The sequence below is a fragment of the Actinoplanes sp. NPDC049598 genome (assembly GCF_040675435.1).
In the GTDB taxonomy this organism is placed as follows: domain Bacteria; phylum Actinomycetota; class Actinomycetes; order Mycobacteriales; family Micromonosporaceae; genus Actinoplanes.
The window spans coordinates 114,470-135,978 of record NZ_JBFAOX010000025.1; the positions used below are offsets into that span (position 1 = coordinate 114,470).

At 69.7% G+C, this 21,509-nt stretch carries 16 protein-coding genes; 8 read left to right on the top strand and 8 right to left on the bottom strand.

Annotated features, from left to right (window positions below; genetic code table 11):
• Positions 1 to 41 precede the first annotated feature (41 nt).
• From AB0J66_RS39260 to AB0J66_RS39280, 5 genes are all read right to left on the bottom strand, one after another.
• Positions 42 to 1,115: an endonuclease NucS domain-containing protein gene (locus AB0J66_RS39260; protein WP_364672163.1), complete on the bottom strand. Its 1,074-nt coding sequence runs from the start codon at positions 1,113 to 1,115 to the stop codon at positions 42 to 44.
• Between the two features lie 58 nt (positions 1,116 to 1,173).
• Positions 1,174 to 1,311, bottom strand: a complete 138-nt coding sequence (locus AB0J66_RS39265) for a hypothetical protein (RefSeq protein ID WP_364672164.1) — start codon at positions 1,309 to 1,311, stop codon at positions 1,174 to 1,176.
• A 61-nt stretch (positions 1,312 to 1,372) separates the two neighbouring features.
• On the bottom strand, positions 1,373 to 4,708 hold the full coding sequence (locus AB0J66_RS39270; RefSeq protein ID WP_364672165.1) for a CARDB domain-containing protein: 3,336 nt from the start codon (positions 4,706 to 4,708) through the stop codon (positions 1,373 to 1,375).
• Between the two features lie 183 nt (positions 4,709 to 4,891).
• Positions 4,892 to 5,956, bottom strand: coding sequence for an ATP-binding protein (locus AB0J66_RS39275; protein ID WP_364672167.1), 1,065 nt, complete (start codon positions 5,954 to 5,956; stop codon positions 4,892 to 4,894).
• On the bottom strand, positions 5,953 to 6,612 hold the full coding sequence (locus AB0J66_RS39280; RefSeq protein ID WP_364672169.1) for a response regulator transcription factor: 660 nt from the start codon (positions 6,610 to 6,612) through the stop codon (positions 5,953 to 5,955). The genes AB0J66_RS39275 and AB0J66_RS39280 overlap by 4 nt, the downstream gene beginning before the upstream one ends.
• A gap of 85 nt (positions 6,613 to 6,697) precedes the next feature.
• On the opposite strand from AB0J66_RS39280, the gene AB0J66_RS39285 reads away from it, so the two are divergent.
• Positions 6,698 to 7,693, top strand: coding sequence for a S1 family peptidase (locus tag AB0J66_RS39285; RefSeq protein ID WP_364672171.1), 996 nt, complete (start codon positions 6,698 to 6,700; stop codon positions 7,691 to 7,693).
• Positions 7,694 to 8,043: 350 nt separating this feature from the next.
• Complete coding sequence (locus tag AB0J66_RS39290) at positions 8,044 to 9,123, top strand: hypothetical protein (RefSeq protein ID WP_364672172.1); 1,080 nt, start codon at positions 8,044 to 8,046, stop codon at positions 9,121 to 9,123.
• A 230-nt stretch (positions 9,124 to 9,353) separates the two neighbouring features.
• On the opposite strand, the gene AB0J66_RS39295 is transcribed toward AB0J66_RS39290, so the two are convergent.
• Complete coding sequence (locus tag AB0J66_RS39295; RefSeq protein ID WP_364672174.1) at positions 9,354 to 9,926, bottom strand: hypothetical protein; 573 nt, start codon at positions 9,924 to 9,926, stop codon at positions 9,354 to 9,356.
• Positions 9,927 to 10,047: 121 nt separating this feature from the next.
• Between AB0J66_RS39295 and AB0J66_RS39300 the strand changes: the two genes are divergently transcribed.
• Positions 10,048 to 11,133, top strand: a complete 1,086-nt coding sequence (locus AB0J66_RS39300; RefSeq protein ID WP_364672175.1) for a CE1758 family FMN-dependent luciferase-like monooxygenase — start codon at positions 10,048 to 10,050, stop codon at positions 11,131 to 11,133.
• On the opposite strand, the gene AB0J66_RS39305 is transcribed toward AB0J66_RS39300, so the two are convergent.
• Both AB0J66_RS39305 and AB0J66_RS39310 read right to left on the bottom strand, forming a co-directional pair.
• Positions 11,121 to 11,342: a hypothetical protein gene (locus AB0J66_RS39305; RefSeq protein ID WP_364672176.1), complete on the bottom strand. Its 222-nt coding sequence runs from the start codon at positions 11,340 to 11,342 to the stop codon at positions 11,121 to 11,123. The genes AB0J66_RS39300 and AB0J66_RS39305 overlap by 13 nt on opposite strands.
• A 54-nt stretch (positions 11,343 to 11,396) precedes the next feature.
• Positions 11,397 to 12,386 (bottom strand): helix-turn-helix domain-containing protein, encoded by a 990-nt coding sequence (locus AB0J66_RS39310; protein ID WP_364672178.1) that lies wholly within the window; start codon positions 12,384 to 12,386, stop codon positions 11,397 to 11,399.
• A 61-nt stretch (positions 12,387 to 12,447) separates the two neighbouring features.
• On the opposite strand from AB0J66_RS39310, the gene AB0J66_RS39315 reads away from it, so the two are divergent.
• From AB0J66_RS39315 to AB0J66_RS39335, 5 genes are all read left to right on the top strand, one after another.
• Positions 12,448 to 13,644 carry an MFS transporter gene (locus AB0J66_RS39315; RefSeq protein WP_364672180.1) on the top strand — a complete coding sequence of 399 codons (1,197 nt, stop codon included), beginning with the start codon at positions 12,448 to 12,450 and terminating at the stop codon, positions 13,642 to 13,644.
• A gap of 29 nt (positions 13,645 to 13,673) precedes the next feature.
• A complete protein-coding gene (locus AB0J66_RS39320; RefSeq protein ID WP_364672181.1) occupies positions 13,674 to 14,561 on the top strand; it encodes an aldo/keto reductase in 888 nt (295 codons plus the stop codon).
• A gap of 197 nt (positions 14,562 to 14,758) precedes the next feature.
• Positions 14,759 to 14,962 carry a cold-shock protein gene (locus AB0J66_RS39325; protein WP_364672183.1) on the top strand — a complete coding sequence of 68 codons (204 nt, stop codon included), beginning with the start codon at positions 14,759 to 14,761 and terminating at the stop codon, positions 14,960 to 14,962.
• 196 nt (positions 14,963 to 15,158) lie between these two features.
• Positions 15,159 to 21,254 (top strand): DUF6531 domain-containing protein, encoded by a 6,096-nt coding sequence (locus tag AB0J66_RS39330; protein WP_364672185.1) that lies wholly within the window; start codon positions 15,159 to 15,161, stop codon positions 21,252 to 21,254.
• 4 nt (positions 21,255 to 21,258) lie between these two features.
• A partial coding sequence (locus AB0J66_RS39335; protein WP_364672187.1) for a hypothetical protein occupies positions 21,259 to 21,509 on the top strand: 251 nt, incomplete at its 3' end.

Sequence of the window (21,509 nt, forward strand, 5' to 3'; positions counted from 1 at the left end):
GAAACTCTGAAGCTGAGGCCATTGCTGCGGAACGTCAAGCCCTACTGGTCGAGCTTGAACCGCTGCGTCAGCGTCTCCAACGTGAACCGATTGCGCAGTTTGCAGGCCGAGTGCTGGTTGGCGAAGAGGCCCTTCTCGCGGATGGCATTGGCGTGATCGAGGGTCTTGTCCCACTCGACCGGTACGATGTATTCGTCGCGATCCGGTCCGCTTCCCAAGTGGCGGTACCCCGAGGTGAGGTCGAGCTCGGTCATCTTTCGGGACTGACCATCGACAACGAGTTCTGCTTCGTCGAACGGAGCAGCAGGCCCCGCGACTGTGCCGACACCGACGTAGCCGATCTTCGGGATGTAGGCGAATATTCGCCCACCAAGCGGCAGAGCGCGCAGGGACCTGCTGTACCACTCGCCGCCGCCGGCCGAGACGAAGCCATAACGGCGAGCGTCATCCCAGGACCGGATCCCGGATTCCTCGCCGAAGGTGACGTACCAGTCCTGGCCGTTCCAGGGTTCCTTCGCGCCGGACCGTCGAGGAGCGACCGCGTCCGAGGTGTCGCTGTCCGGCAGCAGCCAGGTGCGAGCCAGATATGCCCGGTCGCCGTCCTGGAAGTACCGGAACAGCGCGACGTTGATCGGCACTTGGTACTCGGCCAGGTAGGCGATGATCCGCTCGGTCGCCGGATCCAGGTCGCTGGCGACAATGGTGAGCCGATGAGCAGTGTTGATCTCTTCGGGCGGCGTGACGCCGAAACGGTCCGCGAACGCTTGCTCGAAGGTTTCGCCGGGCCGGTATTGGGCGAACAGATCGAGCACGTCCTCATGGGCGAGTGTCCGCGCCCACGAGCCATAGTCCAGAGCTTGGGCGGTTGCTTCGCGTGGTGTTCTGTCCCGCTTGAGCTCGATGGCATGAAGAACGCCGTCCCCGTCCACGGCCAAAAGATCGACGATCTTCCCGTGAGAGGTGGTCACTTGCCGGCCGATGATCATCAACGGCTCGCCCAGGATGTCGGGGTCGCGTTCGATGAGGTCCTCGAGCGCCTTCTCGAGCGGTGCTCCACCGGGGTTCAGGCGCGTCGGCTGGCCGTCCACCCGCCACAATCCGAGCTCCATCGGCATTTCAGCAACGCTCCCCTCATCGCACCCGGGCTGAACCGTGGGCGATTGTGAAATTCAGCTACGCACTATGCCGGGCGAGCTTCAACGGATCCAGGGCTTCGACGGTGCCGCGGCCGCTGTCGTGCGGAAGTCCTGCGAGCCGCGCGGTCTCCTCGACCGTGGAGACGTCGGAGCGGCTGTCGGCGGACCGTAGCACTCTCGGATTGAAAGGGCGGCGCCCCGGAATTGAAATCCGGGGCGCCGCGATGGCGAGTGGGTCAGTTGCGGGTGATGGTGAACTGGGAGCCCGGCTGGATGACCACGTCGCCGGTGGCGCTGTTGGTGATGGTTACGTTGGTGAGGGTGGCGTTGCCTCTCGCGCCGCTCATGGCGAGGATGCCGGCGCCGTTGTTGGACTTGTCGATTCTGACGTTGGTGATGGCCACGTTGGGCATGTTGCCGCCGCCGGTTTTGAACTGGATGCCGTCGTAGGTGGAGTCGAGGATCTCGGTGTCGCGGATGGTGACGCCGACGATGTCCTTGGACGACGGGAACAGGGTGATGGCGCCGAATTCCTGGTCCTCGTTCCAGAAGACGCCGCCGGCGCGGTAGAGGCCGTTGTTGGCGATCAGCGTGGTGCCGCTGAACGGCAGCGGGTCGTGGTCGGTGGCCAGCATGATGCCGGGGTAGTTCATCGTGTCGGCGATGATGTTGTTCTCGATGCTGTTGCCGAAGCCGCCGTAGATGGCGGCCCCGTTGGCCCGCCACGGCAGCTGGATCGTGTTGTTGACGAAGTGGTTGTTGGAGGCCACGTCGACCGAGGTGTCCTTGACCCGGGGGTTGGCCCAGACGGCCAGCGCGTCGTCGCCGTTGGTGCGGAAGGACGAGTTGAAGACGCGCGAGTTGCGGGTGCCGTTGCTGAAGTTGATGCCGTCGGCGTAGGTGTCGCGGATGCGCATGCCGCTGAATTCGACGTTGTCGCCCGGGTTCCAGTAGGCGGGGGTGTCGGAGTAGTCGCGGCCGACCCAGGCGCCGACGTTGGTGTGCTCGATCCAGACGTTGCTGATCTTCGTGTTCTTGCCGAGGCGGCCGTTGATGCCGTGGCCGCGGTTGGCCCGGTTGGTCGTCATGCCGAAGATGGCCAGGTCGGAGATCTGCGTGTTGTCGTCGATGTCGAAGCCGACGTTGCCTTCGTGCGGGTGGTTGATGTTGCCGACCACGTTCTGCGGCTCGGTGTTGGTGTAGAGCTGCGTGTGCCACATGCCGGCTCCGCGGATCACCGCGTTCCGGATGCCTTTCTGGTTCCACTGGCCGCGGGTGGGGTCGGGCGAGAGGATCTTCTGTTCCTGCCGCCATTGGCCGGCCGGGATCCAGACGCAGCTGATCACGCCGTTCTCGTCGTCGGTGACCGCGCGCTGGATGGCCGCGGTGTCGTCGAGGCCGTCGTTCGGGACCGCGCCGTACTGGGTGATCGACGTGCAGCCGGCGGGCTGGGACAGGGCCGGGGCCACCTGCTCGAGGTCGACCAGGTCGATCACATAGAAGGCGGCGCTGTCACCGGCGTCGCGCTGCAACTTGAAGCGCGTGCCGGCCGGGTACGACTGGGACAGCAGGGCGTGCGACTCGTCGAAGAGCCGGCGGGCGTCGGCCGACGGTGTGTTGGACAGCGATTCGGTGTCGTCCGACGTTCCGTACAGCCAGCTGTTGCGCGACGACAGGGTCAGCTTCTGCACGAACTGGTCGTTCGCGTAGAGGCTGATCGTCGCCGATTGGCCGCCGCCGCCCGGGGCGTCCGGGATGGAGTTGCGGACGACGATCGAGTTGGCCTGATTGGCCGACGTGAACTGCACGTACTGGCCGGTGGCGGTCAGCCGCACCGATTTGCGGCCGGACGACTCGGTGCCGAAGTTGGTGTGGCCGAACGTGCGCTTGGCGTCCGCCTCGACCAGCGTCCCGTTGTAGGTTCCGCTTTCCGCCTCGTACGAGACGTAGGGAACAGCCGCTCCGCGGCCGACGACCACCGACGACGTACGCGTGTTGTTGTTCTCGTTCGTCTCGGCGACCACGTTCGTCGCGTCGGCGATGGCCGTGATGGTCGCCCCGCCGCTGGTTGCCGTCCACGTTCCGGCGGTGACCGTGACGGTCGCCCCGGCCGCGATCGCGCCCGTGTTCACGTTCAGCGTCGTGCTGCCGACCGTCACGCGCGTGACGGTGGCCGCCGCTGAACTCGTACCCCTGTTGTTGACCGCGACCGCGAAGCTCACCTGGGCCCCCACCGCGGGGTTGGCCGGCGTCGGCGTCACGCTGGTGACCTGCAGGTCCGGGCCCGGCGCCTGACCCACGACCAGCGCGGACGACGCGGTCAGGGTGTTGTTGCCGTTGCTGAGCTCGGCCACCGTGTCGGCCGGGTCGACGACCGCGGAGACCTGGTAGCTGCCCTGTCCGCGGCGGCCCGCGTCGACCTGCACCGTGGTCGTGGCCCCGGCGGCCAGCGCACCGACGTTCGCGCTTCCGACCACGTTGCCGTTCAGCCGTACGTCCAGGGAAGTGGCCGCCGACGCGGCGGAACCCGCGTTGCGGACCGTCGCCGAGACGGTGATCGCGGTGGCCTCGTCGGGCGCCGAGGGTGACCAGGAGACGGCCGTGACCGTCAGGTCGGGGTTGGGCGCCCAGGCGCCGAGGACCTGCAGCTCGGCGACCTGCGCGCCCGGAGCGCCGGTGTTGGTGAAGAACTGCAGCTGTACGTCGGCCAGGCGGCCGGTGACGGGGATGGTGACGGTGTTCTGACCTGAAAAGGCATAGTCCGCGCGGGCCTTGAGCGAGCTGTAGTTGGCCGCGCCCTGGGCCCGGCCGAGCACCTGGATGCTCTGGGTGCGCGCGCCCCAGGCCGGGTCGGGGTTGAGCTTGACGACGACGCCGGTGACGTCGGCGTTGGCCCCGAGGCGGGCGGTCAGCGTGGCCGGGAAGCCGTTGGACTCCCAGTACGTGGCCAGGTTGTTGTCGTTGGCGTTGGGCGCCGTGAAGGAGAAGACCGAGCTGGAGGCCTCCATCGCCTTGCCGGCTGCGAGGTTGGTGCCGGTGGGCGGGTCGGGATCCGGGTCCGTGGAGCCGCCGCTGACCCCGTAGATCTCGACCTCGGACAGCTGGGCGGCCGGCCATCCGGTGTTGGCGGTGATGTTCACGCGGACATATCGGACGGTGGCCGCGGTGAAGTCGATGGTGACGGCGTTGCCGGACGCGGGGTTGAAGGTACGCCCGGCCGAGGCCGACAAAACGGACCACGAGCTGTTGTTCGTGCTGCCCTGCACGCTGAGGGTCTGCGTACGGGTGGCCCAGGCCGAAGCGGGTGGCAGCTTGAGTTTGACCTGGTCGATGGCGGTGGCGGCGCCGAGGTCGACCTGCACCCAGTGCGGGAAGGCGTTGTTCGGGCCCTCCCAGTAGGTGTCGGCGTTTCCGTCGTTGACGTTGCCGGCGCCGTACGGGCCGTTGATCGCGCTGGCCGAGGCGGATTTGCCGAGCGCCAGGTTGGCGCCGCCCGCGGCGTGGGCCGCGCCCGGGGAGAGTCCCACGGTGGCCAGGGCGGCCACCGCGATAAAGGCGAACAGTCTTCTCATGAAGGCCTCTGTTCTACGGGTGCCGGCCGCCGGAGTTCGGGGCTCCCGGCGGCCGGCCGGGGATGAAGGGGAGGTCTGCCACGAAAATTTCGCACTACCTGCCGAGTTTTTTCGTGAGCAGGCATCCAAGGTTTCAGATATGTGACGGCTAGTCAACGGTCTGAAACAAAGGCGAGGCGGACCTCAGCCGGCGAGGGCGCGCGGGAACGACACCTGGACGCGGAGGCCGTCGTGGCCGGTCGAGGTGGCGCTGATGACGCCGTCGTGGGCGCGGGTGATCGAGCGGGCGATGGCCAGGCCCAGGCCGGCGCCGCCGCTGTGGTCGATGCGGGCGCCGTTCAGCCGGCGGAACGGCTCGAACAGCGCGGACACCTGATCGGGCGGCACGTCGTCGCCGGTGTTGGTGATCACGAGGGCCGGGTCGTCACCGACCCGTACCGCCAAGGTCCCGCCCGGGCGGTTGTACTTGATCGCGTTCTGGACCAGGTTCGTGACCAGGCGCTCCAGCAGCACCCGCTCGCCCTGGACGATCCGCGGGGTCAGCTCGCTGGTGATGGTCACGCCGGCCTCGAGCGCCCGGGTGGCGTGGGCGTCGAGCACCTCGGCGGTGATCTCGTCGAGCCGCAGCGGGGTGCGGGCGAGCAGGCCCCGGTCGCTCTCGCTGAGCACCAGCAGGCCCTCGATCAGCCGCTCGTTGCGCTCGTTGGTGGCCAGGAGCTGAGCCGTGAGCAGGGAGAGCTGCTCCTCGCTGAGCGCCTGGGCCAGGCCGACCTCGATCAAGGTCCGCTGTACGGCGAGCGGCGTGCGCAGCTCGTGGGAGGCGTCGGCGGCGAACCGGCGCTGGGCCTCGTAGCCGACGGCTATCCGGTCCATCATGTCGTCGATCGCCCGGCCGAGCTCGCCCACTTCGTCCTTCTGGGCCGGCCGCAGGCGGTAGCCGAGATTCTGCGGGCCCACGTTGGCGATCACCGGCACGAGGCTCTTCAGCGGCGCGAGGCACCACCGCACCAGAGGAACGCAGGCGACCATCAGCGCGGCCAGGACGATCACCGTGGCGATGATCATGGGCAGGCTGGGATGGCGGAACAACTGCCGGCAGACCGCCGACGGGCTGTCCGGGCCCGGGATGGCACACCAGGACGGCCCGAACTCGTACCACAGCGACAGCAACTCCCCGGCCATCCTCCGGACGAAGAGGGCCGCCACCAGGAGCAGGGCACACAGCGCGAGCAGGCGGCGGCGGATCATGAACCGAGTCGGTATCCCGCGCGGGGCACGGTGTGGATCACCGCGGGGTCGCCCAGCTTGCGCCGCAGCGTCATCACAGTCATCCGTACGGTATTGGTGAAGGGGTCGGCGTGCTCGTCCCACGCCTGCTCGAGCAGGTCCTCCGCGCTGACCACCCGGCCGCCGGCCCGCAACAGCACGTGCAGCACGGCGAACTCCTTGGGCGAGAGCGACAGCACCTGCCCGTCCCGGCTGGCGGTGTGCCGCGCCACGTCCAGCACCACGCCGTCCTGTTCCAAAACCGGGGGCAAGGCCGGGCCCGTACGCCTCGACAGCGCCTGCAGCCGGGCGACGAGCTCGGCAAAAGCGAACGGCTTGGTCAGATAGTCATCGGCGCCCAGACCCAGCCCCTCGACCCGGTCACGGATGCCGGCCGCCGCGGTCAGCAGCAGCACCCGGGTGTCGGTCTGCGAGTCGGTGATCCAGCGGCACACCTCGTCCCCGGTGCGCTTGGGCATGTCCCGGTCGAGGACGGCCACGTCGTAGCGGTTGACGCCGAGCCGCTCGATGGCCGCCTCACCGTCGTAGACGACGTCGACAGCCATGGCCAGCCGCCGCAGACCCTCGGCCACGGTGTCGGCCAACACCTGTTCGTCCTCCGCCACCAGCACTCGCACCGCGTCACGCTCGCACAACTCAGATAAAGGATCGGTAAGGACGCCGCTGACGCCCCGGCAACGGGCGGCTCCCAAAGATGAAACCGTGTTCAAAGCTCTCGCCGCCGCGCTCGCCGCTCTCATTATCCTGTGCGACCCCCCGCCCGCGGCGGCGATCGCGTACGGCGAGAACGCCCGCGACGGCGCCTACCCCTTCGCCGTCCTGCTGACGATGAAGGGCCTGCCCACCTCCGGCGCCGGCACCCGGGACAGCTCGTGCTCGGGCGCCCTCATCGCCGCACGCTGGGTGATCACAGCGGGTCACTGTTTCCGCGACGCCGACGGCAAGCGCGTCAGCCGCCCCGTCGCCCGGGAGACCACGGCCACCATCGGGCGGGTCAAGGTCAAGGGCCAGGGCGGGTACGACGTACGGGTCGTCGCCGTGCGCCAGTCGGACACCCACGACGTGGCCCTGGCCGAACTGGCCGCCCCGGTCACCGGCATCACCCCGCTGCGGCTGGCCACCACCGCCCCGGCCCCCGGCGAGACCGTGCGCCTGACCGGTTTCGGCCTGACCACCAGGGACGGCGCGTACGTCCCGGTGTCGCGCCTGCAGACCGGCCGCTTCCGCATCGACGACGTCGGCGACGCGCTGCTGGCCACCACCGGCATCGCCCCGAACGAGGACACCAGCCCCTGCCCGCACGACTCGGGCGGCCCCTACTTCCGCGAGGAGAAGGGGCAGACCCCGACGCTGGTCGCCGTGGTCAGCTCGGGTCCCGGCTGCCCGCACACCGGCCCCGACTACAGCGCCCGCGTCGACAACATCAACAACTGGATCACCACGACGATCGCCACCGATCCGGCGCCGCCGTTTCCTTGGGGTTGGACCTTTTTCGCGGCCGCCCTGACCGCGCTGACCCTTCTGTGGGCTTGGCGCCGTCAGCTACATTCCCGATCATCATGGCGTCGTTCCCGACGCGGCGATTCTGGACCGACATCGCCGCCCTCGTCTCGCTCGGCTCCTTCGGCGCCGCCCACGACAACCAGGTCATCCGAATCCTCTGCTTCACCGCAGCCGCCGGCCCGGCCCTCGACCTGATCAGCGTCGCGGTCGCGGCCCTGCGAGGCCCCCAGCCCCAGCCACCCCCGCCCGTCATCCCGCTGAGCCCGACCGACGACCCGGAGTTCCGCATCGGCCCCGGCACCCTGGAGATCCGCGTCCACGGCAACCGCTACACCGCCGACCTCGACGACGATCTCGCCACGGCCATGGACGCCATCCACGCCGAACTGTCCGCCGGCCGCACCATCACCGACCTCAACGCCTTCCTCGAACCGACCGTCGGCCGAAGGCCGTTCACCGAGGCCAAGCCTTCCCTCCTGCGCCGAATGATCGCCCGCTGATCCAGCGAACACGACCGGCTGTCCTACGAGTGTTACGGTCCGCCGATGACTGCCGTCTGGGGACTCGATCAAGCAGGAAAATGGCAACCGATGGCGACGATCCCGTACGCCGCCGAGCAGGAGCTGCACAACGCGGTGGCCGAGGGACCGCAGATGCTGCCCCTCTCCGGCTCTCCGCGCATCACCGTCCTCGGCGCCGAAGTCCAACTTGGCGCCGGGCGGGCGGACATCCTCGCCGTCGAATCCTCGGGCCGGGTTGTCATCATTGAGATCAAGCTCGCCGGCAACTCCGAGGCCCGCCGGGCCGTGGTGGCGCAGATCCTCTCCTACGCGGCCTACCTCCAGGGTCTCGATCTCGAGTACTTCCAGAAGGCCACGCTGGGCCCGCACCTGTCCAAGTTCGGTGCCGCAACGGTCTGGGACGTGGTGAGCGCCGATGACCAGGAGGGTGCCCTCGACCAGGCCTCGTTCACCCAGGGACTGGCTGACAGCCTCGCCGGCGGCGACTTCCGGCTCGTGCTCGTGCTCGACCAGGTGCCGGACGAATTGGTGCAGCTGGTCGGCTACCTCGAGTCGATCACCGACAAAGTGACCATCGACCTGCTGACCATCTCGTCCTACCAGGTCGGCGCATCCAAGATTCTCGTCCCGCAGCGTGTCGACCCGGGGCGACGCATCGCCGAGTTGTCGGCCGCCGAGGCCACCGCCCGGCAGGCCAACGCCCTCCAGCCGGGCTCCCAGGATTTCCGTGCCGCCACCGCGGCGGCGCCCGCTGCGTCCCAGCCGTTGCTCACCCGCCTCGCCGACTGGGCCGACGACCTCGACCGCCGCGGAATGGTCAGCCTGGTCACCTACCGAGGCAAGAACCAGATCACCACGCTGCTACCCCGCCTCCGCGGTGACAACGCCGGCCTGGCCACCGTCTACCTGGAGCCGAAAGCCGCCTACCTCCAGCTGTGGCCCAGCGTATTCACCCGCCGGGCCCCCGAATCGATTCCGGCCGTCAACCAGGCGCTCGGTTTCACCATGAAGCCCCACCAACGGTTGTTCGAGGTCCCCGGCAGCCTGCTTGCAGCATTGACCGCCGCCTACGAGGAAGCCACCAACCAGCAGCACACGCCATAATCGCGAGCCCCGCCCTCACCGGCGCCAGCTGATGTCGTGGACCGTGTGCGCCTCGCGGCAAGCTGAACCTCAGCCGGTGCGGTGAGGACAACAGCAGCCGGCAGGACCGCTACGGCACGGCCATCGTTACCCACGCCGGCCTGTCGAGCCCCGCGATCATCCCGACCCGGCCAACCCGCTGAGCGGCGGCCGCTCGACCACGGTCTGGAAATCTCGTCCCGGGTGCCGGGTCAGAGCTGGTCGCACGGGTCCGGGTCGTTCGGGGCGCAGATGGTGAGGTGGATGTCGTAGGTCTTGCGGTAGGCGAGGCCACCGACGTGGTAGCTGACCGTGATGCCGTGCAGCTCCGAGGTGCGGGTGGGGATGGGGAATTCGTAGACGACCTCGATGCTGTCTTCCTCGGCGTGCGGGGGGATCCGGAAGCCCTTGGCCTCGTGCCGGGGCGGGATGGTGAACTTGGCCGGCGGCAACGGGAGTTGATAGGCGCTGATGGCGCCCGTGCCGAGCAGCTCGTAGCGGTCGACGTCCCAGATATAGGGGCCGGCGGACGGCTCCAGGGCTTGCGGGTTGCCGGCGATGCGTACGCCGTCGATCGTGATGGTCTTGCCGGTCGGGTTGTGCAGCAGGAGCGACCCCCACAGGATTCCTGCCTGCGAGGGGTCGGTCCGGGCGTGCAGCTCTTCGAAGGTGGTGCCCTCCAGGGGGCCGGCCCGCAGCGGCACCCCCGGGAGCCAAGAAGCGGAGGCAGCCACCGCCACCGCGGCGGCGGCCCACATGGCTCGCCGGCGTTCACGGGTGACCAATGTGACCTCCGGCGGGCGTGAGCGACTGCTCGGAGACTACTGCGGCCCGTGACGTACGTCGCTGTTGTTGACACGTCAATCAGAGCGCATGATTGACGTGTCAATTAGATGAGGGGGAGCGATGCAGTTCGGGATCTTCGGGGTGGGTGATCTGGCGCGCGATCCGGTGTCCGGGGAGACGCCGGGGGAGCAGGAGCGGCTCAAGCGCATCACCGAGTACGCGGTGCTGGCCGAGCAGGTCGGGCTGGATGTGTTCGCATTCGGCGAGCATCACAATCCGCCGTTCATCGCGTCGTCGCCGACCACGTTGCTCGGCTATGTGGCGGCGCGGACCGAGCGGATCATTCTGTCCACCTCGACGACGCTGATCACGACGAACGATCCGGTGAAGATCGCCGAGGACTACGCGATGTTGCAGCATCTCGCGGACGGGCGGGTCGATCTGATGCTCGGGCGGGGCAACACCGGGCCGGTCTACCCGTGGTTCGGCAAGGACATCCGGGCCGGTATCCCGCTCACCGTCGAGAATTACGCGCTGGTCCGGCGGCTGTGGCGGGAGGAGTCGGTCGACTGGGAGGGCAAGTTCCGTACGCCGCTGCAGGCGTTCACGTCGACGCCGCGCCCGCTGGACGGGGTGCCGCCGTTCGTCTGGCACGGGTCGATCCGCAGCACCGAGATCGCCGAGCAGGCCGCCTATTACGGCGACGGCTTCTTCCACAACAACATCTTCTGGCCGCCGTCGCACACCGGCCGGATGATCCGCCTGTACCGGGAGCGCTTCGAGCACTACGGGCACGGCCCGGCCGACACCGCGATCGTCGGCCTGGGCGGCCAGTTCTACGTCAAGGACAAGTCCCAGGATGCCGTACGCGAGTTCCGGCCGTACTTCGACCATTCACCGGTGTACGGCGGCGGCCCTTCCCTCGAGGAGATGATCCGCCAGACGCCGCTCTCGGTCGGCAGCCCGCAGCAGGTCATCGACCAGATTCTGGGCTTCCGCGAGTACGCCGGCGACTACCAGCGCCAGCTGTTCGTCCTGGACGGCATGGGCATCCCGCACGCCGAGGTCCTGCACCAGCTGGAGCGTCTCGGCGAGATCGTGCCGATCCTGCGTAAGGAGTTCGCCGTGGGCCGGCCCGCCCATGTGCCGGACGCGCCGACCCACGCGTCGCTGAAAGCGGCGCGCGCGACCGTTCAGACGCGCTGAGTCTCGGTCGTCGACGAGTGGAGGTCGGCGGTCGTCTCGGTGACGAAGTGGCCGGTCTTGGCGCTGCGGTGCACCTCACGGTCGCCTTGGGACTTGGCGCCGCCGACGTGTTCGGTGGTCGTGGTGTCGGGGGAGCGCTCGGCGGTGCTCTCCTTGACGAACCGGCCGCTCTTGGTGCTGCGGTGCACGTCGTGCTCGTTGCCTGCCATGGCGGGGGGCCTCCTCCTCGTACGTCACCAATGTCGTGATCGTGACGTGCCCACTCAGCGCGCCGGGAAAACCACGGTGGCCGATAGGGAGTCGCCCAGCGCGGTCCGCCAGTAGAGGACCTCGCGGCCGGCCCGGCGGCGTAGCACCAGACCGGCGTCGAGCATCACCTTGAGGTGGTTGCCGACCGCGCCCGGGGGCAGCCCGGAGAGCGCCGCGAGCTGGGTCGTGGAACGGGGGTCGCCCAGCGCCAGGAGCAGCCGGGCCCGGTTGGCGCCGATCAGCCGGGCCAGGCCGTTCACGTCGGCCCCGGCCACCGGGGCCAGCGCGCCCGTGACCGGGTAGACGAGGGCGTACCGGGTGGGCTCGTGCCACTGCACCCACGAGCCGTTGCTGTGGACCGGAACGAACAGCAGCGTCTCGGCCGCCGTCAGATCGCGCTCGGGCAGGTCGTACCGGTTGATCTGGAACCGGCCGTCGCCCAGCCACTCGGTGTTGGCGCCGAGGGTCGGGATCACGCCGGACCAGCCGCGGGTGGCCAGCGTGGTGGTGCGAGAGAGGACATCGGCCTGCAGGACCCGCTGGCGGCGCGGCCAGTCGGCCTCGATCGTGACCGTCCAGACCCAGGTCAGCAGCTCGAGCAACTCGGTGCGCAGGCCGGGGCCGAGCAGCGTGGCCGGGAGCCGGCCGGGTCGCAGGGCGTACAGCTCGGCCCGCATGGAGGCGTCGTCCCACTCGCCCGCCAGCTGAGCCAGCTCCTCGTCGAACGACAGGCCGGGCTCGGCGGGCACGGTGCCGAGGAAGTCGGCCATCCACCCGGGCTGGTCACCCCGGCGGGGGCGCCAGGCTCGGTGCACAAGATCGTGCCGTACGGGGTGACGGGCCAGCATCTCGTCGTAGGCGGCCCGGTTGGCGGCGTGGAACGCCTGCTGCCACGGGCCGAGCGGCACCTCGAGCACGGTCAGCGCGGCCACCGTCTCGGCGATCGGGGACAGCACGAAACGGCTCGACGCGAGCAGGTCGGCCGACACCCGCCAGGAACCCATGACGTTTCGCCTCTCCGCGAATCATTGGCGACAGCACGCTCGACTGTCGCACAGTCGGGCCGTGCACACCTACCGCGAGATCTTCGCCCTGGCCGAGTTCCGCGTGCTGTTCCTCGTCCGCTGCGTGACGATGGCCGCCATCTCCATCGGCAGCCTCGCCCTGGGAGCCACGACGTACGCCAGCACGGGCTCGCCGGTGCTGACCGCGCTCGCCATGTTCGGCGGGCCGCTGATCACGCTGATCGGCTCGGCCACCGTGCTCAGCGCCTCCGACTCGCTGGGCCCGCGCCGCGCCTCGGCGATCATGCCGCTGGCCTATGCGGTCGCGTTCGCGCTGCAGGCCCTGCCGCATCTGTCCTGGGGATGGCGCTTCGCCCTGCTGGCGATCCCGTACCTCGCGGGCTCGGCCACCAGCGGCTCGACGATGCGGCTGCTGCACGACATCGTCCCGCCGGAGGGCTTCGTGCTGGGCCGGGCCACCCTGAACATCGCGGTCGGGGTCATGCAGATCGCCGGCTACGGGCTCGGCGGCCTGCTGCTGGCCGTGTTCACGCCGTCGACGCTGTTCCTGGTCGCCGCGGCCGGCGCGGTGGCCGTGGCGGTCATCCTGCGGCTGGGCATCCGGGACCGCCCGGGCGTGGCCCGTCCGGACGGCCAAGGCCTGGTGACCCGTACGCGGGAGGTGAACCGCCGGCTGCTCGGCTCGCCGGTGACCCGCCCGCTGTACCTGGCGATGTGGGTGCCGAACGGGCTCATCGTCGGGTGTGAGGCGCTGTTCGTCCCGTTCGCCGGGCAGTCCTTCGCCGGCTACCTGTTCGCCGTGGCCGCGGCCGGGATGCTCGTGGGCGACGTCGTCATGGGCCGGTTCGTCCCGCCCCGGCGCCGGGACCGGCTGATCGAGCCGTTGCGCCTGCTGCTGGCCCTGCCGTACCTCGGTTTCCTGTTCGCGCCCTCGCCCGCGGCCGCCCTGGTCCTCGCGTTCGTCGCGTCGGCCGGCTACGCGGCCTCGCTGCCGTTGCAGGAGCGGCTCGTCGGCGCCGCCGGCCCGGACATGCGCGGCCAGGCGTTCGGCCTCTACTCGACCGGCCTGATGGCCGGCCAGGCGATCGGGGCCGCGATCGGCGGCGTGCTGGCCACCCGGCTCGGCGCCACCCACGCGATGGGTGTCCTGGCGGTGGCGTCGCTGGCCGTCACCGTGGCCCTGACGCCCGGGTTGCGGCGGTCCCGGCCGAAGGGGGTTATGGCCGTACCCCTCTGATCGCCCGCGATCGGCATAACGTCGAGGGCATGGTCCAAGAACTCGTACTGAACAACGGCGTGACGATGCCCGCGATCGGGCTCGGCGTCTTTCAGAGCCCGCCCGAGGAGACCGCCGCGGCGGTCGAGGCGGCGCTGAAGGTGGGTTACCGGCACATCGACACGGCCGCCGCGTACGGCAACGAGCGGCAGGTCGGCGAGGGGATCCGCCGCTCCGGCCTCGACCGGGCCGACGTCTTCATCGAGACGAAGGTGTGGGTCAGCGACTACGGCTACGACGAGACGCTGCACGCCTTCGACAAGGCGGCCCGCAAGCTCGGCGTCGACCAGCTCGACCTGTTCATCCTGCACCAGCCGGCCACCGACCGGTTCGAGCGCACCGTCGCCGCGTACAAGGCCCTGGAGAAGCTCCTGGCCGACGGCCGGGTCCGCGCGATCGGTGTGAGCAACTTCATGCGCCACCACCTGGACGACCTGCTGTCCCGGACGGACGTGGTGCCGGCGGTCAACCAGATCGAGCTGCACCCGTACTTCTCGCAGCCCGACGTGCAGAAGGCCGACGCCGAGCACGGCATCCTCACTCAGGCCTGGTCGCCGATCGGCGGCATCACGTTCTACCCCGGCTGGGGCGAGGAGCGCCGCAACGTCCTGCAGGACCCCGCGATCGGCGCTGTCGCTGAGGCCCACGGCAAGTCGCCGGCCCAGGTCATGCTGCGCTGGCAGCTGCAGCACGGCCGCTCGGCGATCCCGAAGTCGACCAACCCGGGCCGCATCGCCGAGAACTTCGACGTCTTCGACTTCGAGCTGAGCGACGAGCAGGTGGCGACGATCGACGGGCTGGACACGGGCGTACGGAATGGTCCCGACCCGGACGTGCCGCGGCCGGAGCGGTTCGACATGGTCATTCCCGAGGACTGAGGGATGCTCCGAGGGCGTGCTACCGTTGCCGGGTTGCAGTTTTGATTTCCGTAGACGTTTTCGGCGCCTGATGGGTCATCGACAACCCCGTCAAGGCGCTTTTCGTTTTTCGTGTCGGTTCCGACGCGGGTGATCAACGCAGCGGCGTACCGGGGCTCGCGCAGTGTGGGCCCCCGTGAGCTCGCGAAGGAGCAGACATGGTTACAGGCACCGTGAAGTGGTTCAACGGCGACAAGGGCTTCGGCTTCATCACCCCCGACGACGGTGGCGCTGACGTCTTCGCCCACTTCTCCGCGATCGCCACCAGTGGCTACCGCAGCCTCGACGAGAACCAGCGCGTCGAGTTCGAGGTCACCCAGGGCCAGAAGGGCCTGCAGGCGGAGAACATCCGCCCGCTCTGATCTGAAGAACACGCCGAACGGCGGTCCGCTGACTCCAGCGGGCCGCCGTTCGGCGTTTCAAGGGGTCAGACTTGGGAGCGCTCCCAACTAGGCACATCGAATCACCCGTTCGGTGGATGCGTCGATTGATATCGATGCGACAGCGTGCTTGGCGGACAAGCAACGCCAACCATCCACGGGGGAGTGTTCGGTGCGCGTGTCGAGTCGATTCAGGCTGCTCTGCCATGCCCTGATCGCGGCGGTCATCGCCGCTTATCTCATTTCGTTCCCACCCACGGCGGCGGTCGCCGCCCCGGTCGCGGCGCCCGGGGCCGGCCCGGTCAACCGACCGCTGCCGGCCACGGCGACACCCCGGCACGGGCTGCCGGCCGGGGTCGACGCGCCGGCCGTACCGCCGCCCGTCGAGGCCGCGTCCAAGCCGCGCGTGCCCACCGCGGCCGAGAAGGCCGCGCGCAAAGCCACCGCGAAGAAGCTCGCCGCCGCCGCACTTCCGGGGACCCCGATCCTGCGGCCCGGTTTCCTGCTCGGCGACACCTCGCTCGTCGTCTACTGGAACGCCGAGGTCAACGAGGGCGACCCGAACTCGTGGGGCCGCTGGTTCGCCACCGTCACCGACGCCGAGACCGGCGCCGAGCAGCGGTCGGCCGTGCTGGGCCGCGCCGACCTGAGCCGATGCGCCAGCCCGGCCGAGCTGTGCCGCAGCTTCGGCGCGGCCGACGGCTGGGTGCTCGACGAGGCCCGCAGCTACACGGTCACCGTCACCGAGCTCGCGGCCGACGGCGCCGAGCAGACGTCGCCGGCCTCCAACGCCGCCCACCCGCGCCGGGTCGAGGACGTGCCGACGATCGCGGCCGGGCAGGTGATCGGCTGCGGATGCAGCACGGTGCTCGGCCCGACGGTCACCGCCCAGGCCCTGCGCGGCGCCACCGTGAACACCGCGACCGGCCAGTTCCTGCGGGTCGAGCGGGACTTCACGATGGCCTCCTACGGCATCCCGTTCAACCACGCCCGCTACTACTCGTCCGGTAACACCAACGTCGGCATGTTCGGGCCGGGCTGGAGCTCCTCGTACGACATCCGGATCGTCGCCGCCGGCAGCGACGCCGTCCGGGTCCGGGCCGAGGACGGGTCCGAGGCCGTCTACCTGCGGCAGTCCGACGGCGGCTACCAGGCCCCGGCCGGCGTCCGGTCGGCGCTGTCGCGCGACGGCGCCGGGTGGAAGCTGGTGCCGCCGGACAAGCGGGTGCTGTCGTTCGACGCGGACGGCCGGTTGCTGTCCATCAAGAACGCCCGCGGGCTCGGCATCACCCTCGCCTACTCCAGCGCCGGGCCGCTGTCGACGGTCACCGACGCCAGCGGCCGGGTCGTCCGCTTCGAGTTCCGCGCCGACCTGCGGCTGATCACGAAGATCACGCTGCCCGACGGGCGGTCGACGCAGTTCGACTACTCCGACGGCCGCCTGCTCAAGACGCAGGACCCGCGCAACTACGTGACCAGCTACGCGTACGACGCGGGGGGCCGGCTGGCCGAGATCACCGACGCCCGCGGCAACAAGCTGATCCGCAACACCTACGACGCGAACGGGCGGGTCACCGAGCAGCTCGACCCGGAGGGCGCGAAGACCACCTTCGCCTGGCAGGCCGGCCCGCAGATCGCCACGACGGTCGACCCGGACGGCGTCACGGTCAAGGACGGCTACAAGAACAACGTCCTGCTGTACAGCCAGAACGGCAACAACGACACGGTCAACCACCGCTACACCGGCAAGCTGAACAAGAACCTGGTCGTCGACCCGAACGGCAACCAGGAGACCACGAAGTTCGACGACGCCGGCAACCCGGTCGCCCGGACCGCGCCCGAGCCGTTCGCGTTCACCGAGGTCAACACGTTCGACGCGAACAGCAACGTGACCGCGGTCAAGGACGGGCGCGGCAACACCTGGAACTACACGTACAACCAGTTCAACGAGATGACCTCGCAGAAGGACCCGAAGCAGGGGACCGGATACGAGTACACGTACGACGCCAAGGGCCAGGTCGTCACCCGCAAGGACCCGCGCGACAAGGTCACCCGGTACGAGTACGACGCGTACGGCAACCGGACGGCCGAGGTCGCGCCGACCGGGCGGCGCACCGAGATGACGTACGACGGGACCGGCCGGATGCTCTCGGTGGTCGACCCGCGGGGCACGGTCAGCGGGGGCAACAAGGACGCCTACCGCACGCGCTACACGTACGACCAGATGAGCCTGGTCACCGAGACGCTGCAGCCCGGTGAGCCGCAGCCGACCCGGACGACGTACGACGAGCTGGGCAACGTGGTCGTGCAGACCGACCCGCTGTCCAACGCCAGCCGGCTCACCTACGACCGGGCGAGCCGCCTGGTCGAGGTGAAGGACCCGGTCGGCAACGTCAGCTCGGTCACCTACTCGGCCGGCGGGCGCCGCACGTCGCAGACCGACGGCGAGGGCAACAAGACCAGCTGGACGTACGACGTCAACGGCCGGGTCGCCACCGAGACGTCGCCCCGCGGCAACGTCGCCGGCGCCGACAAGAACCTGTTCACCGCGGTCTTCCACTACGACTTCAACGGCAACCTGATCCGCACCGACCGGCCGTACGGCACGAAGGGGCAGCGGGTCGAGGTGGACACCGCGTTCGACGCCCTCGACCGGCCCACCCAGCAGGGCGACCAGTTCAAGAACGGCACCTCGGTCGGCTACGACAACAACGGCAACGTCGTCTCGATGACCAACGAGCGCGGCGAGAAGCTGGAGAACTTCTACGACGAGGCCAACCGGCGCACCGGCAGTTCCGGGCCGGGCGCCGGGGCGGCCGCCATCGAGTACGACGACGCCGGCAACGTCACCCGGCAGACCAGCCCGACCGGCGGCGTCACCACCATGGCGTACGACGACGACGGGCGGGTCGCCTCGATCACCGAGCCCCGCGGCAACGTCGCCGGCGCGAACCCGGCCGACTTCCGCACCACGTACGGCTACGACCAGGCCGGCAACCCGACCACGGTGACCGATCCGCTCGGCAACGTCACCACGGCGAGCTACGACGCGATCAACCGGACCACGGCCACCACCGACGCCAACGGCAAGGTCACCAAGCTGGGGTACGACGCGGCCGACCGGCTCACCACGGTGACCGGGCCGGACGCGACCGGCGGGCAGTCGCTGACCTACGGCTACAACGCCAACGGCCAGGTGATCAAGCGGACCGACCCGCTCGGCCGCACCGCCTCCCTGGAGTACGACCGGGCCGGGCGCACCACCGTCTCGACCGACCCGGCCGGCCGGCGCCGCGAGTACGTCTACGACGCCGACTCCAACCTGACCCAGGAGGTCACCGCCCGGATCGTCGAGCCCGGACGGCCCGACCCGAACCGCCCGGCGCGGACGATCTTCTACGACTACGACAACCTCGGCCGGCTGACCAGCAAGCAGCTCGGCTCCGGCGGCGTCACGTACACGTACGGCTATGACGCCAAGAACCGCCTGGTGTCGGCGGCCGATCCGGGTGGCGTGCTCAGTTACGACTACGACATCACCGACCGCCTGGTCGGGGTCACCCGCGGCAGCGACACCTTCGCGTACGAGTACGACTCGACCGACCGGGTCACCGCGCGCACCTACCCCGACGGCACGAGAATCGGCGCCGAGTACGACGACGGCGACCGGATCACCAGCCTGACCGCCACCCGCGGCGGCGCCACCTCGCGGTACGGCTTCTCCTACGACGTGGCCGACCACCTGACGGGCATCGACTACCCGTCGGCGACCGGCATCAGCGAGAGCCGCAGCTACGACCGGGCCGGCCGGATGACCCGGATCGCCTCCACCAAGGGCGACACCACGCTGTCCGCGTTCGACCTGGTCCTGGACAAGGTCGGCAACCCCACCCGGGTCACCAAGACCACCGGTGAGCCGGGGCAGCCGACGATCACCGAGGCGACCGCCTACACCTACGACGCGGCCAACCGGATCACCGCCGAGTGCTTCGGCGCGCAGACGTGTGCCGGCGCGTCGGCGTCGCGCACCGACTACACGTACGACCTGGTCGGCAACCGCACCACCATGAAGAAGGTCGCCACCGGCGAGAACACCACCACGACGTACGCCTACGACGCCGCCGACCAGCTCACCACCGAGACGGTCACCGGCAGCCGGAGCAACACCCGGACCTTCGCCTACGACCTCGAGGGCAACCAGACGAAGGCCGGCTCCGACACCTTCACCTACGCGCTCGACCACACCATGACCTCGTCCACTGTGGGCGGGACGACCACCGGCTACGCGTACGACGCCCAGGGCAACCGGGTCTCCGCCGTGCAGGGCGCGGTGACCCAGAAGTGGAGCTGGGACGTCAACGCGGCCCGGCCGGTCCTGGCCTCGGAGCAGCAGAGCGGCTCCGCGAGCCGGGCCTACGTCTACGACCCGTACGGCTCGCCGCTGGGCCTGGCCACCGCCGACGGCACCCACTCCTACCTGCGGGACTGGCTCGGCGGCGTCTCGGCCGTGGTGTCACCGGCCGGTGCGTCGGAGTGGCAGTACGCGTACGACGCGTTCGGCGGCGACCGCGGCACCGACAAGAAGTCGGACGCCGCCCCGGACAACCCGTTCCAGTTCGCCGGCACCTACCAGGACACCACCCAGGGCGACCGGTACGCGATGGGCGCCCGCAGCTACGACCCGTCGACCGGGCGGTTCGCCTCGATCGACCCGGTCGAGCAGCCGGCCACCGACCAGGCGGTGTCGACGTACTCGTACACCAACGCCCGGCCGACCGCGATGACCGACCCGACCGGCGAGGACCCGGACGGCATGTCGGATACGTACGCCGCCTACTACCAGGCGATGGCGTGCCAGAACTACCCGCCCGCGTGCGCCGCCACCACCGACGCCAACACGGCGGCGGCCGGCGAGGGCGAGCAGCAGACCGAGAACCCGGACTGGCTGAACTCGAAGAAGATCGTGGACGAGGCCGAGGGCTTCGTGAAACAGATCGGCGACGAGATCGTCAACCTGATCCTCGACCTGGTCGGCTTCAACGACGCCAAGGCCTGCATCACCGAGGGCGACATCGTGGCCTGCATCAGCACCGCGCTGCAGGCGGTGCCGTGGGGCAAGATGTTCAAGGCGGCCAAGGTCGCGATCAAGGCGATCGGCGTGGGGCGGCGGCTGATCGACGCGTACAGCCGGTTGAAGAGCGCGAAGAACGCGCTGACCGCGATTCCGCGGTACATCAAGAAGGCCACGCGGACCGCCGAGGAGGCGGCCGACTCCAAGAAGTACGCCGATGAGGCGGCCAAGGCGGCCAAGGGCGCCAAGGACGCCGGCGGCAAGGCCAAGGCGACCTCGCAGAAGGCGGCCGACGGGGCCAAGAAGGCCAAGCAGAAAGAGACCAGTACGGGGGAGAGCTGCAAGGTCGCGGCGGGCGGCACGTCCCGGCTCGCGCAGAACTCCTTCGCCGCCGGCACGCCCGTGCTCATGGCCGACGGCAGCAGCAAACCGATCGAGAAGGTGCAGCCGGGCGACACGGTCCAGGCCACCGCGCCGTCGACCGGTCTGACCGCACCGGCTCAGGTCACCGCGACGGTGGCCGGCACCGGCGACAAGTCCCTGGTGGATCTGACGCTGGCCGGAGCCGGCGCCGGAGGCGGCGGCCCGCCATCGCAGATCACCGCCACCGCCGGCCACAAGTTCTACAGCCTCGACCGCGCTTCCTGGGTGCCGGCCGCGGATCTCAAGATCGGCGAGAGACTCCTCTCCGGCGCCGAGGTCACGGTCTCCGCGCTGGCCACGCGGAGCGCCACCACCACCGTCTACAACCTCACCGTCGCCCGCGATCACACGTACTACGTGGGCGAAGGCAGCCGGCACGTCCTGGTCCACAACTGCGGCAGCGACAAGGAGATCGCCGACGAGGTGCACGCCGCGTTCGACGTCGGCGACGACTTCGTCAAAGACAAGATCACCGTCGCGGTGATGACGACCGCCGAGGGCCGGTTCGCCGCCCAGGCCGGCCGCGGCTGGACCGAGGAGCAACTGGCCATCCTGGCCAAGCACGGCGTCGAAGCGCGGCCGTTCCCGGGGGCCGGCTACCACGCCGAGCAGCAACTGCTCGATTTCGCCCGCGACGGCGACCTGCTCCGGCCGGGCGGTCTCAAGAAGATATCCATCGCCGCCTCCCGCAACTTCTGCGGGCCGAAACGCAATAACTGCCGAGGTCTCATCCAGGCGGCCGGCGGGAAGCTGATCTCCAAGGCCGAGGCAATATTCTGACGCCATGACGACCGTCAACAGTGCCGTCGATCTCGTTTCGGAGCTGCCCGCGGGCCGGGCGCTGGTCGCCTTCGCCGGCGCCTGCGGGCAGCGCGCGGCGGGACTGTGGACGGCGGCCGAGGACCCCCGGTTGGCCGGCCTGCTGCGCGAAGCCCTGGCCGCCACGTGGCGGTGCGCCGAGAGCCAGTTGCGTGAGATGCATCGGAGCGGTCAGGTTGAGCTCGAGCGTGCGCATCCAGTCGCCGGCGGCCGCGG